The sequence below is a fragment of the Facklamia sp. P12945 genome (genome assembly GCF_050409485.1).
In the GTDB taxonomy this organism is placed as follows: Bacteria; Bacillota; Bacilli; order Lactobacillales; family Aerococcaceae; genus Facklamia.
The window spans coordinates 21,040-34,783 of record NZ_JBNUPJ010000010.1; the positions used below are offsets into that span (position 1 = coordinate 21,040).

General features: G+C 33.8%; 8 protein-coding genes. 3 read left to right on the forward strand and 5 right to left on the reverse strand.

What is annotated here, in order from left to right; all coding sequences use genetic code 11:
* Nucleotides 1-62: 62 nt before the first annotated feature.
* The 4 genes from ACQV2X_RS04550 to infC all read right to left on the reverse strand — a co-directional run bounded on the left by ACQV2X_RS04550 (nt 63) and on the right by infC (nt 9,448).
* Nucleotides 63-6,272: a Spy0128 family protein gene (locus ACQV2X_RS04550; protein ID WP_428892039.1), complete on the reverse strand. Its 6,210-nt coding sequence runs from the start codon at nt 6,270-6,272 to the stop codon at nt 63-65.
* Nucleotides 6,273-8,337: 2,065 nt separating this feature from the next.
* On the reverse strand, nt 8,338-8,694 hold the full coding sequence (gene rplT, locus ACQV2X_RS04555) for a 50S ribosomal protein L20 (protein WP_428874468.1): 357 nt from the start codon (nt 8,692-8,694) through the stop codon (nt 8,338-8,340).
* 21 nt (nt 8,695-8,715) lie between these two features.
* Nucleotides 8,716-8,913: a 50S ribosomal protein L35 gene (gene rpmI, locus ACQV2X_RS04560; RefSeq protein WP_258436501.1), complete on the reverse strand. Its 198-nt coding sequence runs from the start codon at nt 8,911-8,913 to the stop codon at nt 8,716-8,718.
* 34 nt (nt 8,914-8,947) lie between these two features.
* Entirely contained in the window at nt 8,948-9,448 is a 501-nt protein-coding gene (infC, locus tag ACQV2X_RS04565; RefSeq protein WP_258436502.1) for a translation initiation factor IF-3, read from the reverse strand.
* 411 nt (nt 9,449-9,859) lie between these two features.
* On the opposite strand from infC, the gene ACQV2X_RS04570 reads away from it, so the two are divergent.
* Nucleotides 9,860-11,128 (forward strand): serine hydrolase, encoded by a 1,269-nt coding sequence (locus ACQV2X_RS04570; protein WP_428892037.1) that lies wholly within the window; start codon nt 9,860-9,862, stop codon nt 11,126-11,128.
* An 81-nt stretch (nt 11,129-11,209) separates the two neighbouring features.
* Here ACQV2X_RS04570 and ACQV2X_RS04575 read toward each other — a convergent pair whose 3' ends face one another.
* Nucleotides 11,210-12,388, reverse strand: a complete 1,179-nt coding sequence (locus ACQV2X_RS04575) for an O-antigen ligase family protein (RefSeq protein WP_428874552.1) — start codon at nt 12,386-12,388, stop codon at nt 11,210-11,212.
* 600 nt (nt 12,389-12,988) lie between these two features.
* On the opposite strand from ACQV2X_RS04575, the gene ACQV2X_RS04580 reads away from it, so the two are divergent.
* Nucleotides 12,989-13,147, forward strand: coding sequence for a serine hydrolase (locus ACQV2X_RS04580; protein ID WP_428874555.1), 159 nt, complete (start codon nt 12,989-12,991; stop codon nt 13,145-13,147).
* 237 nt (nt 13,148-13,384) lie between these two features.
* On the forward strand, nt 13,385-13,552 hold the full coding sequence (locus ACQV2X_RS04585; RefSeq protein WP_428874550.1) for a hypothetical protein: 168 nt from the start codon (nt 13,385-13,387) through the stop codon (nt 13,550-13,552).
* The last annotated feature ends 192 nt before the right edge of the window (nt 13,553-13,744 follow it).

Sequence of the window (13,744 nt, forward strand, 5' to 3'; positions counted from 1 at the left end):
ATTCCATAACGTTCATTTGTTCGGTAAATTATAATCTACAAATGTCTTAAGGGTATCTATTCCTAAAATTTCTTACTTAAACCTTTTTTACCCAAAAGATAAATCATCAAACCAATAATCAAAACTGTCAGAGCTAATAATGAATAAGTAGTTTCTTCACCGGTTATAGGTAAAGTATCCTTAGTGTTTTCTTGATTTTTAGGGTTATCCGGGTTTTTCGGTTTTTCTGGTTTTTCTGGGTCTTTAGGATTTTCTGATTCCTGAGGTTTTTCAGGATCTTTAGGGTTTTCTGGTTCCTGAGGTTTTTCAGGATCTTTAGGGTTTTCTGGTTCCTGAGGTTTTTCAGGATCTTTAGGGTTTTCTGAAATTTCAGTATAAATATTTTTGAAAACAGCTATTGCATCATTTTGATAGGTGACACTTAACCTTAATAAACCTGTCCCATCATCGGTTACGGTAACTATTACTTCATGCACTGAATCATCGTAGGTAATTCCTGCTTGATTGTCTGACACTTCACGTAAGGTATACGTATACTCGCCTACCGTATCAAATGATAATTCACTAAAGACTACTTTCCCATTGCTATCATTCGTACCTGTTGCTACGACTGCATTGTTGGTATCCACAACTTCAAAGTTAAATTGACCCGCTACTAAGTCTAATCCTTCTAATTTTTTCTCTGCGACTAATGAAAGTACACCCTTTGCTGCTGTGTAACTATTTTTAAAGACAGGAACTGTTTGGTTTGGATAGGCTACATCCATCTGTAACTGACCTTTTTCATCATCGGTTACTGTAACTACTACTTCATGCACTGAATCATCGTAGGTAATTCCTGCTTGATTGTCTGACACTTCACGTAAGGTATACGTATACTCGCCTACCGTATCAAATGATAATTCACTAAAGACTACTTTCCCATTGCTATCATTCGTACCTGTTGCTACGACTGCATTGTTGGTATCCACAACTTCAAAGTTAAATTGACCCGCTACTAAGTCTAATCCTTCTAATTTTTTCTCTGCGACTAATGAAAGTACACCCTTTGCTGCTGTGTAACTATTTTTAAAGACAGGGATAGCTTGATCAGGATAAACTGTTTCATGAACAAGTCGTCCTGCTCCATTATCAGTTACTATAATTGTAACATCATATGTTGAATCATCATAAGTGATACCTGCTTGATCATCCTGGGTTTCACGAATAGTGTAATTATATTCTCCAACATTTTCGTAAGATATATCAGTAAATGCTACTTTCCCATCTATATCATTCGATGCTGTCGAAATAATTTCACCATCAGAATTTAGGACTTCAAAATTGAATTGACCAGCTATTAAATCAAGACCTGTTAATTCTTTTTTAGCAATTAATGAAGCTTTTCCTGGTTGAGTAGTATATACATTGGTAAAGACAGGAACCTTATTGTTAGGATATTCTACAACCAATTGTAATTGACCCTTCTCGTCATCGGTTACCTTAACGATCACATCATAGGTTGTTTGATCATACGCAATACCTAGCTGGTTATCTTTCTTTTCACCAATTTTATACTTATATACTCCAATTTTATCAAAGGTTAATTCACTGAAAACAACTTTTCCATTGCTATCATTCGTACCTGTTGCAACAACTTCTTCATTTTCATTAAATACTTGGAAATTAAACTGGTCTTTTTCTAGAGAAAGACCCTCTAATTTTTTTTCAGCCAATAATGATAGTTTTCCAACTTTAGGCGTATAAGAGTTTTTAAAGGTAGGTAGATCATCTGTTTCGTATTGGATATTAGTTGCTAAGTGCCCTTGTTCATCGTAGGTGACTGATATTAATACATTATATTGATTTGTATCATAAGTTACCCCTGCCTGTTGATCTATTTTTTCACGTATCATATATTGGTAATCACCTACTGTGTCAAAAGTAAGCGCTTCAAACACTATATTACCATTAACATCGTTCTTAGCTCGAGAAATAATCTCTCCATCCTCATTTAGTAATTCAAAATGAAACTGTCCGTCAGCTAAATTTAGACCTCTTAAAATCTTCTTTGCTTTTAATGGAGTCTTAACCTCTTTGGGTTCATTGATGATTGTTATTACATTACCATTGGTTGATACATTAGGTATCTCGGCAACTTCTCCATTTGAATTAAGTAATTGTAATTCGTAAGACTGTGGATTATCAACCGAATAGTTAATTGTAAAATAAATTGATGATGCAAGTGTTTTAAAACCTTCAGGAGTTGATGTCTCAGTGAGAATATATTTTCCAGCTCTCAATTTATCTGAAATATAAATACCTTCCTCGCTTGTAAATACTTCCGATACTACCGTATCGACATTTCCATGAATGTCTATGTTTTCAATCTTAAATCCAACATCTCGTATAGCTTTTCCACTTTTAGCCTTTTTGAGAATTTTAAAATCAAGTTTTCTCCCTGTTCCGCCTCCACCAAATTGATACTGTTGAGCAGTTGTTTCAGTAACTGTTTCTTTAATAATTTTTCTCTCTTCTCCGCCCTTTAATGTAATGGTATTAGTAACCTGATAAGTACCAATTAAATTATCATTTAATCGTGTGGAGTAAGAAATTGTAATAGCTTGCGTTATTGTATCGTTTAAAGTCAACTTGAAACTTCTGTCATCTTCAGCGAAAGAAATTGAATAGTCTTCATTAATATTCAAAAGATTATTTGCGCTATCTCTAACTTTAAATGAATCAGTTAGATAACTATGTTTATCCGAAAGTTGATCTTCTATTATTGGATTCTTGATTGTCAGACCTTCCTCATTCACAGTAACTGTCCAATCAATGTTTTCGGTTAATTGGTTCTGTGTCCCTGTTTTAGCAACCAATCCACTGTTGTTATTTGCAAAATAATCCAAGTAGGCTGTATCTGATACACTAGCGACAACATCTTCTTTTTCGTATATCATTGATAAAGTAGTTGAATTAGTATATCTGTCCAAAACACTTTCATGGAATGATGGGAATTGCAAAATTTCCGTGTCATATTGTACTTTGTATTGATAAGATCCGTTTGGTAGTTGAATGACGAAACTATTGGAATCAGTGTTAATTGTCACATTAAGATTGTCGGTAATAAGGGTGCCACTTTGATCATAAACTTTAATGCTATCTTGAATTAAAGCTTGATCGCCTGGTATTGTGTCTGTTAAAACAGGATCTACTAAGTTAATGAGATTTGATGTGTTCGCATTCGCAGTTATTTCCCATGAGATAACAGGATTATCTGGAGTCTTGTCTAGGCTCACTGCTTCTTTGTTAACCGATAAAGCAGGGCTCGGAACTTTTATAAAGGCTAGCTCACTCCCGTTTGTATAAGTTAATAACGCTTTGTTTTGAATAAGATTTACTTCTTCTCCTGACGAAAGACTAGTTGTATATGTGAGCGTATACGGAACTGCATCAATGTCTCCTAATATAAGTTCAAATGATCCTTGACTTTCTTCAATGACCTGGTATTGGCTAGGATCAACTTCCTCTCCGTCTCTATATAGAAGAATATTAGACATGTCTGCTGTTGACGGAGAATATTGATCAGTGATTACTACATTAGCTAAAACGGCTTTTTTTGTATTGAAATTAATAATCCAATTAATGTGTTTATTACCTTCAGCATCAATCACAATGTTAGCTTTCTTATTAATACCTGCTTGACGTTTATAAACATTAGCTGTTGCTTCTTCCTTACCACCTTGCCAATCTAAAGTAACTTTATTTATTTGGTCGAGGTTATTGGCGTCATCTACGGTTGTAAGATATTTAATAGTATAAGTAGCATTGGTATCAGTACCAAATTGATAGGTAAATCCTTGACTTGGATTCATTATTAATGCAGTAGGATCAAAAGCCAAAGCACCTTCATTTGTAGAAGTTAATTCAAAAGAATCATTTACATACTTATAATTGCCACTACTAAAACTATCTTCAATTATTGGTTTAGTAAGATTAATATTACTTTCATTAAAAGTAATCTTCCATTCAATAAATTGCTCAGTTTTATCTTCGCTAGTTACATAAGAACCAACTTTTTTTATTCCTGCTTTAGGACCTGCTAAGTTAACATCAAAAGAAATTCCTGGTCCACTTTCCTCACCGAATAAGTAAACGAGTTCAGCATTATTAGCTATATTAGGTTCTTGCAGTCCTGCTGTCGTGTAATATGTTCGATAAACAAATATATACTTATGAGGTCCTGCATTCTGGACAGTCAGAGCAAATCCTTCTCGATTATCGCTATGTGTATAATTACGAATGTAGTAATTACTATTATCAATTAACTTTTCTGTTGTTATCTCATCTTGGTATAATTCATATGAAGATAAATCTGCAACATTAAAGTCTAATAAACTTTGATCAAACACATCTCGAATTGTCATGCTACCCATATTGATTCTTTGCGAATTAAGGGTAATTTTCCATTCAATATATGGCTTACCTTCATCATCTACCAATTGCTCCCCAGCTTTACCAAAAGTTGGAATAGTATTTATAACAACCGAGTCGGTTGCACTATTTTGTGGATCTAGATTATCAGAGATAATATTAGTGACTGTCCCCTGAACACCCAATTCTACTTCTGTCGAAAAAGTAATATAATAGGCTTGTCCTTGAGCATTAAGTTCTAAAGGAAAGCTTCCACTAACTGGTGTGAAATCTTCTGGGTTTAAAACATTGCCGTTACTATCAGGAACAACCTTACGCACTTTAATCGTATCTTTTAAAAGTTTAATTTTTTCTGTAATATTCTTCGTTTGAGAGTCCACTCCACTTATTAAATCTTCTAAAATTACTGTCCCAAGATCTTCCTGGCCATAATTATAAGTAACTTCCCAATCAATTATCGAGGGATCTTGCTCTGAGATTGAACCTTGTTTAGTAATAGTCGGTAGATCTTCATACCACGTTCCCTCAAAACTATCAGAAACAGGAGTTTCTGAACCATCTAGGAAAATTAATCCAGTATTACTGATAGTTTTAGCTCCTCCCCCATTCGGTCGATTAATTAATGTCGTATAGCTAATATCATAGGCATCTTCAATTGACCCTAAGTCAATTTCAAAGCGCGAATCACTTATTAACGGTGCAACCACTACTTCTTCTTGGCCTATCACTTGGTTTTCGTAATTACGAATGAGCTTTTCAACTAAGATACTTTCTGGTAAAAGCTCTAAATCATCACCAAAATAATCGGTATATGTAGCCTCTGAAACGGTGGCCATACTATCATTTAATCGAACGGTCCAATCTATATGTGTAGGGTTTGTCACTGGTTGTCCAGTTACATCTTTATATACTTTTTCTCCGTTTTCATCAATAATATAGGGTTGTCCTGCTATTTTTTTATCTTCCCCGTCATAAGGTATTTCCTCAGCAATGATAGTTGTTGTAAAAAACCCTCCTTCACCGTATGGAATGACAACCTCAATAACTTCTTCTTCAATCAATTGTGTTGTATCGAACTGTCCAGAAATCTTTATGTTTATATTTAAATCATCAAATTCCTTAGCCTTATCATTAAAAAGAATGGCAACTTCCCCATTAGTTACAGTATAAGTACCCACTTCTGTACCTTCCACCAGAAGTGAAACAGCTGCGGAACTTCCTTCAAAAATTTCTGGCAAAACAATAGTATAAGTGTCCCCAGCATTTATTACCGTATTAGGAGGACTAACTAGAGTATAATCAAGTATTAAAGCATTTAATTCTGATGGAGTAAAAGTTATCGATTCCCCATCAGGTAAAATGAATGTGTTATTGTCTGTTGTGGTGACAGTCATAACAACATTTTTCACCCAGTTGCCTTGAAGGACACTAAAAGTAGCGTTTTCAGGAACCATTTCATTCTCTACAGCCGCTTCATCTATTGGAGGATCAATATTGTTGATGCCTTCTGACGCTTTATCCATTGAGATTTCTGTTTTCTTTTGAGGAAGATGTTCTGCATCATCTTCTGAGTTGTTTGAATTATCCACTTGTGTCTCTTCGTTTAGATTATCATCTCCTATCTCTTCCAGAAGGGATTCATCCTTTAAAATGTTATTATCCACATCTTTTTGTTCGCCAGCTTTATTCTTAGTCCTAGTTTCGAGCACTTGGCCATCGACAATTTTTTCATTCTTTACCATGGTAGTAGAATCTGTATCAAACACCTGCGAAACTGCGTACATCGTTTGTGGTGAGAAAACGATATTCAACACAAGCATCATTGTCAACACTAAATTAACCATTATTTTTTTATTCATTACAATTCGCCTCCTTATTAACTTTTGCTCAAGCTCACTTTATCCTTGCTGATAATTTCTTCATATAACTCCTTTCTAATTCATAAAATCTCTCACATTAGTGTCTTTATACCCATAATATTAAGTCAAGCCCATAATCCTGTGTGAATTACACTGCAATGTTTTAACAGTCTCTTGTTGATCAAATTTAATACGCTTTCTTATCGAACTGAGCCATTGTCATATATATCCTTTGACTCTGACACCTTTTGAATCACCTGTAACCATCAGCTTGAATAAATTGTTTTTGTCAATTATTCATTACTTTTTTTAAACATGGTTATTAAATGTTTTAGAGACATTCCCCTTTATCGATTATTTAATAATGCTTTAAACTCTTCATTATTCAATGTAAGATGTTCTTAGCCTCTATAAAAATCTACTAGGTATGTTTTATAGCAAAAACATCGCGCCGTAAAAGGGGCTTTATATGGACTTTCATAATCTACACAATTACATGGACTTTATCCCATATTACCACAATATTGTGAATTGTAGTAGTGTTATGGTTAAATTTCAGATTGAAAATTTCCTACTAATTAACTTTTAACTAATTGAACGTAAAAGAAAAATAACTTTTCTATTAGTATCAAGAAACTATTCTTTTTAAATTTAATTATGTTTCAAAATGTTTACTTCCATATAAAACAAAAAACCAAAATCAAGATTCCCTTGACTTTGGCTTCAACATATTATGATTCTATAAATTATAGGGATCATTCACAAAAACACAGACATTTAATGTATTAAAAGCATGTTCTACTATATAGAAAGAAGTCTGTACATGACTAATAAGATAGAACAGTCCTCAATACTAAAGACCCAAACATTAATTTCTCTCATAATTGAGTCGCACAAGTCAAAAATAATCACTATATTTCTTGCGCCTTAAGTTCTCCTGTTCACCCTTTTCATCCTTGCTCCTACTATCATAAGGAAAAGACTGTCATTAAAAGGCTAACTATTTACCTATTATTAGCTCCTTATAAGGCTTAGGAAAGGTCTGTTTTTGTCTGAACAAACAAGCTTTGATCACCACACTTTCCTGCTCAGAATAAGCCCTTGTAGATACATTGTTTCATCTCTAGTGCTACCAAACAAAAATAGCGTGTTTAACAATTCACACGCCCTCAAAAAAGATGATTGCTTATCAAACATATCTATCTATAAGTGCATCATGTCATAATTGCCTTCGCTTCCGTTTCTCATAAACGGCCACCTACCCTCCCTTAAAAGATTTGTTTGATAAGTTTAAGTCAATTCCAACAGTGAAGGGGGCTGTAAGCTTTGCTAGTGCAATGTCATTCCCCATCAAGTCATAGATGTTGTAGAAGATGTCACTTAAAATATCTAAAAAAGTACTTTTACCGTTATAGTCATCATGAATAAAATAAGGTAAAAACTATTTTCATTGACTGATACACAGCCTACATTGCCTTAACTTGCCAATTGAGCCCTAATACTTTGATTATTATTGAACGGTTTCATATCGTTGTTCAATCCCTTAATCCTGAATTAAATCGGTTGCACATTCATTGGATAAATCAAGTACATCATAGAGACAGGCGCTCTACAATAAATCAAAAGATATTGGGGGACTGTTTTTGAACAATACCGACAATAGGGACAATGACCTATAAAATCAGAAGCAAGTGTTTAAAAGCACCTATCAAATGATACAAAAGCTACACTATCCCTTAGAAAAATTTAGTCACAAAGCATTTAAGGTCTTACTCCGTGACAATTCAACCTCCCGGCTATCATCTAGGTTAAGAAGAACCTTCGGAATCCCAACAACTTTCTTGAGATTACCTTCAACCATCCTGAACTAACTAAGGGGTGATCAATAAATTTAAAGTGCTTAAGCGCAATGTCCATGACTCCCGAAACTATTGTCATTTTAAAGATAAAATCTTTTAACGCGAGACAATTTGTATCCGAAGAAAAAGAAAAAGAGACCAAACAGATATTAACTGCTTAGTCTCCTTAATTTATCATCAGCCCTATTTGATATAGAGTCTATTTTTTAAACTAATGCTTTTTTGGCTTCCTCAACCAAAGCAGTAAATGCTGCTGCATCATTGATAGCAATATCTGCTAACATTTTACGGTTAATTTCGATTCCGGCTTTTTTCAAACCATTCATTAATACAGAGTAACTCATATCATTTTGACGAGCTGCTGCATTAATACGTGTAATCCACAAACGACGGAAATTACGTTTGGTTTGACGACGGTCACGAAAAGCATACATGTATGACTTCATAACTTGCTGCTTAGCTGTCTTAAATAATTTTGACTTTGCTCCGTAATAACCTTTAGCTAATTTTAATGTACGTTTACGACGTTGACGTGTAACATATCCACCTTTTACGCGTGCCATGATTTTCTTCCTCCTTTATTCCTATAAAGCTGAAATTTGTTGCTTAATACGTTTCATATCTGAAGCAGAAACTAAAGCTGATTTACGTAGTTGACGACGTTGCTTTTTAGTTTTACCGTGGAAACGGTGGGAAGTAAATGCACGTGAACGTTTCAATTTACCTGTACCTGTTTTCTTAACGCGTTTTGCTAAACCGCGGTGAGTTTTTTGTTTTGGCATAATAATCCTCCTATATTCCTACTTATTAATCGTATTATGATTCTGACGAGGGTGCGAGTATGGTAAACATACTACGGCCTTCCATTTTAGGTTTTGACTCCACGGTCGAAACTTCTTTTGTATCTTCAATAAAGTCTTCCAAAACATCTAAACCTAAATCCTTATGGGTAATTGACCGTCCTCTAAACCGGATACTTGCTTTCACTTTATCGCCTTTTTCCAAGAACTTGATTGCTTGACGTAATTTCGTCTGGTAATCATGGTCATCAATTGAAGGACTGAGACGTACTTCTTTAACACTGACTACTTTTGTATTCTTACGTTGTTCTTTTTCTTTTTTCTGTAACTCGTAGCGATATTTACCGTAATCCATAATCCGTGCAACTGGCGGATTAGCTTGCGGTGAAACGAGCACGAGGTCCAAATCAAAAGATTCAGCAATCGTTAAAGCGTCTTGTAGCGATTTAACTCCAATTTGTTCTCCATTATCACCGATGACGCGCAATTCCTTAGCGCGAATTTGCCCATTAATCAATGCTTCTTTAGCGATATGAGTCCACCTCCATAATTTTTATGAGTGACAAATAAAAACAAAAAACAGCCCGTTTGTATACGTGCCGTCTCTATCAATTTACAAAAACAGAATTTTCTGCTCCATAAATGATTTGCCCTACATCTTCTAATGTCCGGCGAGAAACGGTTTGTTTCTACTTGTTTTCTCAACTTATACAGTGTATCACACTTCATTTGATAAATCAAGTTAAAATTCTTAGAGCATTCTAGAGTGTCTAGAGTTGTCAAACATATGTTACACAAGGTGCTTCTAAATGGGCATGCTTATGTCTTAGCGTCTAGCCCTCAAATTCTTAGAGCGCAAATTTCCTTTAGCTATTAATCATAATTGATGATATAATACTGCAGAAATCTAAATATTAGGAGTTTTTTAATGGACTTAAAAAAATTTATAATAGGAACGATTATGATAGGGCTGTTAACAGCTTGCCAAAATACCTCATCCCCTGAAGTGAAAAGCTCTTCAGTTGACTCATCTAACAATCAAGCTTCATTAGAGGATTCACAATCATTACAAAGTCAACCTTCTTCCTCACTTGAAAAGTCAGTTGCTGATGAAGATGATCAAATATCTTCTACTAAAGAAGAGAGTAGAGAAACAACTTTATCCAAAACTGACAAATTAAGAAAAGCAATTATAAAAAAGCAAAACAAGTCAAACGATGATAAAGAAGAGACAAACGAAGACTTAGAAGTTTCTTCCATAGAGCCTAACGAAAGTACCGAAACAGTTAAAGAAGATAAACCAATAGTTGAAGATGACGGAACAACCGATAAAGAAGAAACCACCTCTGCAAGTGGTGGAAAAACAACTATTGAAACTACACAAGAAGATGATACCGAACAACAACCAGCCGCTTCATCATTTTCCTTAGATTACGATCAATATGACTCCGTTCAAGAAATTATCGAAGATTTAATTGATGAATATGGCTTTGATTCTTCTAAGCTAGGTATTGCTTATCAAAATTTTGTAAGTGAAGAATCCTATTACTTAAACGAAAATGAAGCACGTCATGCAGCTTCTACCAACAAAGTGGGAACCTCCGTCCTATATCTCGACCTAATTGAAGCAGGTGTCCTAAGTTGGGATAGTCAACTGCCTGCTAGCGAAAAGGATTTAGAAGAAGGTGATGGTAGAATCACCAATAATCCCTTGCGCTCATATTATAGCTTAGAGGAATTGATTTCTAACCTTCTAGTCTATTCAGATAATACTGCCTGGAACATTTTAATCGATTATTATTACGAAAATTATGGTGATTATCGCAATGACTTAATCGAACTATCAGGCATTAATAATAAACCGATTGCTTTAACTCAAAATATGAACTATGCGACACCCAATATGCTAATCGGTTATCTTAATAAAATTGCTTTCGATGATAGCTATCAACCTATTATAAACTACATGTTAATCGCACAAAAAGGACAACGATTCAAGCTGTACGTTGATAAAGGAATGGCTACTAAATATGGTCAGTATGGTAATGGTTATCACGATACAGGTATATACTTCGAAGATGGAAAGCCTATATATAGTCTAGTGCTAATGACCAACGATCTGGGTACACTCGATAATTTTATGGGGGATTTAAATTTACGCGTAAATGAATGGTACCATTACCAACAGACTCAATAATAATCACATCACCCACGCAACTTCTTCAACAAAAGTTGCGTGGGTGAATTTTGTATTCAAAATTATTTGATCAACATACTTTTAAACTTCATTTTCCAATTGTTCGAGAACACAAAAAGGGACCACTAGAATACTTAGTAAGATATAGCCTGTTTGTATCCAAAAAATTCCCACATCCATCATACCGTGAAAAAGAACGATTACTAATATTGACACAATGAGACCTAATTCTAGTCTAATTTTAGGTTGGAAGACTCGTTCAACTACATTCCTAAAGTAATGACTAAAAGCCATTGTTAAAACCATTAGACCTACAATACCGTAATTAGCTAGTGTATCAATCAATAACTGGTGGGCATGCATTTTTCCTTGATCTGCAAACAAATAATAAAAGGTAACATAAGCCATAGGCCCTCTTCCGATTAAGGGGCTTGTTATAAATATTTGCCATCCAGTATACCAAATTGCAAAACGGTCATCAAAAGCATGCGCCAAAGTAGTAAACCTAGGTAATAATTCAGGTTTTATAAACAAAGTTAAAAAACCTCCTGCTAAAGCAAAACCAATCCCCCATGCTATTTTAGGCTTTAAGAAAAATACCATAAGGACAATCCCTACAATACAAGTAGGAATAGACCATCTCGAAGCAGTTAAAAATAAACTAATTAAATTTAAGAAGATGACTATCATCGATAACCAACGATCAAGTGGTCGCTTTGTTTTTGCCATTAAATAAATAGCCATTACTAAAACCATGGCAATATATAGTCCATAATAATTAGGATTAAAAAACGTTGCTTCTGCACGAATTTGCGGATTATGATACTTAAAAATATAAAATAAATCGTAACCATTCATAAAAACATAGTAAGTATATCTTACAAACGCTAGCAAAGCTAACGGGATAGACCCCCATGTGAAAATTTTTATCTGTTTTAAAAAAAGCTGAGGAGTAATTATTTGAAAATAAAAATTAAATAGTAAAAAAAGTAAAAAAAGAACAAATGTGACGGCAACTCCGATATAATTCCTAAAGTAGATTGATATGATTAAACTATATATCAAAAAGATAAATAACCAACTCTGTTTGCGCATTATCTGTCTCAAGTCTCGACGGTGTTGAAATAGAAGATATAAGGTTGTTAAAAAAATAACAGCGCTACCAACATAAAAAGGTAATAAGACTGAAACTGACACCAATAAGAATAAATTACCTTCAAGATTTTCACTTTGAGTCAAAGATTTCAAATTCACTACCATCCACCTCCATGACTAATATTTATTATTATAGCAAAAGATGCTATATATATTCATTAAGTAAAAACAGATTTTATCTTGAAGATTATTCATAAAGTAGTTATTATTAACCAAATACAGTTCATCTCAAAGCTTAAATGGACTCGTTATTTAGAAATAAGTTCAATGTTTATGTGGTTGACACCGTATTTCTTACATTATCTTAGGAAATGCTCATGTCGATAAAAAACTTTTTATTAGCTTTTTTATGATATTTCTAGTTGACTGTCAGCAGGACTCTCATTCTCCTTCTGATAGCGAAGAATCTATTACAACTGCGTCAGAAAGACTAAGTACAACTATTGAGACTCAAGAAACCAGCATGGATGAAAAAATCGGATTGAAGAACATCAAGTTACATCCTATTCAAGAAATTATGATTCCTATCGTTCAGTTACTGATTTAGTGAATGATTTAATAAATGACTATAATTCCCCATCTTCTCGTCTAGGCATTTCCTACTATAATTTTTTCACTAAAGAATCTCACTTTTTAAACGAAATTATCGGCCAATATGCTCCTTCTAGCAATAAAGTTGGAACGGCTGTTCTTTACATCTAATTAATTGAAGAGGGAAAACTTAACTGGAAAAGTCAATTGCCTGCCAGCAATGTTGATTTTGAATCAGGTGCAGAAAAAAATACCCATAGTCCCATTCAGTCTGAATACCAATTAGAAGAGCTGATTGAAAATTTATTAGTGTATTCAAATAACATCGCTTGAAACATTCTGATTAATTATTATCAAAACAATTTTGGAGACTTTAAACGTGATTTGGTTGAAAAATCAGGGGCTAGTCAAAAGACAGAAAGTCTTTATGATCAATATAACTATGCTACTCCTAATACTTTATTAGTTTAACTAAAACAAATTGCCCAAGATAAAGAATATTTACCTCTAGTTAGATACATATCCATTTCTGAAAAAGATCAACACTTTAAGTTTTATATCAAAGGTGGTATGGCTGCTAAATATGGACAACTGGATTATGCCTATCACGGTACAGCTATTTATTTTGAAAATGGACACCCTATCTATGCTCTGGTTCTAATGAAAAGAGAAATTGGGACAGTGGATCAATTTATGGGAAAACTTAACCTTATTATCAATGAATGGTCTCTCTATTAAATTTCTCCCAATAAATAAAACTATTTCATCAAAAATTACTATGTTGTAATCTCTTTCATTTTTAACAATCAACATTTAAAATTGCGCTTTTCATAACTGTGAACGAAATTTGATGCTTCTTTGATTTTTTAAATTTCATATCTCAATTGGACTTAAATTGAGATTTCGCTATAATAAAGAATAGTTTATTGA

Coding starts and splice junctions, on each gene's coding strand:
- rplT (WP_428874468.1), bottom strand. CDS start 8,694: ATGGCACGCGTAAAAGGTGGATATGTTACACGTCAACGTCGTAAACGT.
- ACQV2X_RS04585 (WP_428874550.1), top strand. CDS start 13,385: ATGGCTGCTAAATATGGACAACTGGATTATGCCTATCACGGTACAGCT.
- ACQV2X_RS04570 (WP_428892037.1), top strand. CDS start 9,860: ATGGACTTAAAAAAATTTATAATAGGAACGATTATGATAGGGCTGTTA.
- ACQV2X_RS04575 (WP_428874552.1), bottom strand. CDS start 12,388: ATGGTAGTGAATTTGAAATCTTTGACTCAAAGTGAAAATCTTGAAGGT.
- ACQV2X_RS04550 (WP_428892039.1), bottom strand. CDS start 6,272: ATGAATAAAAAAATAATGGTTAATTTAGTGTTGACAATGATGCTTGTG.
- rpmI (WP_258436501.1), bottom strand. CDS start 8,913: ATGCCAAAACAAAAAACTCACCGCGGTTTAGCAAAACGCGTTAAGAAA.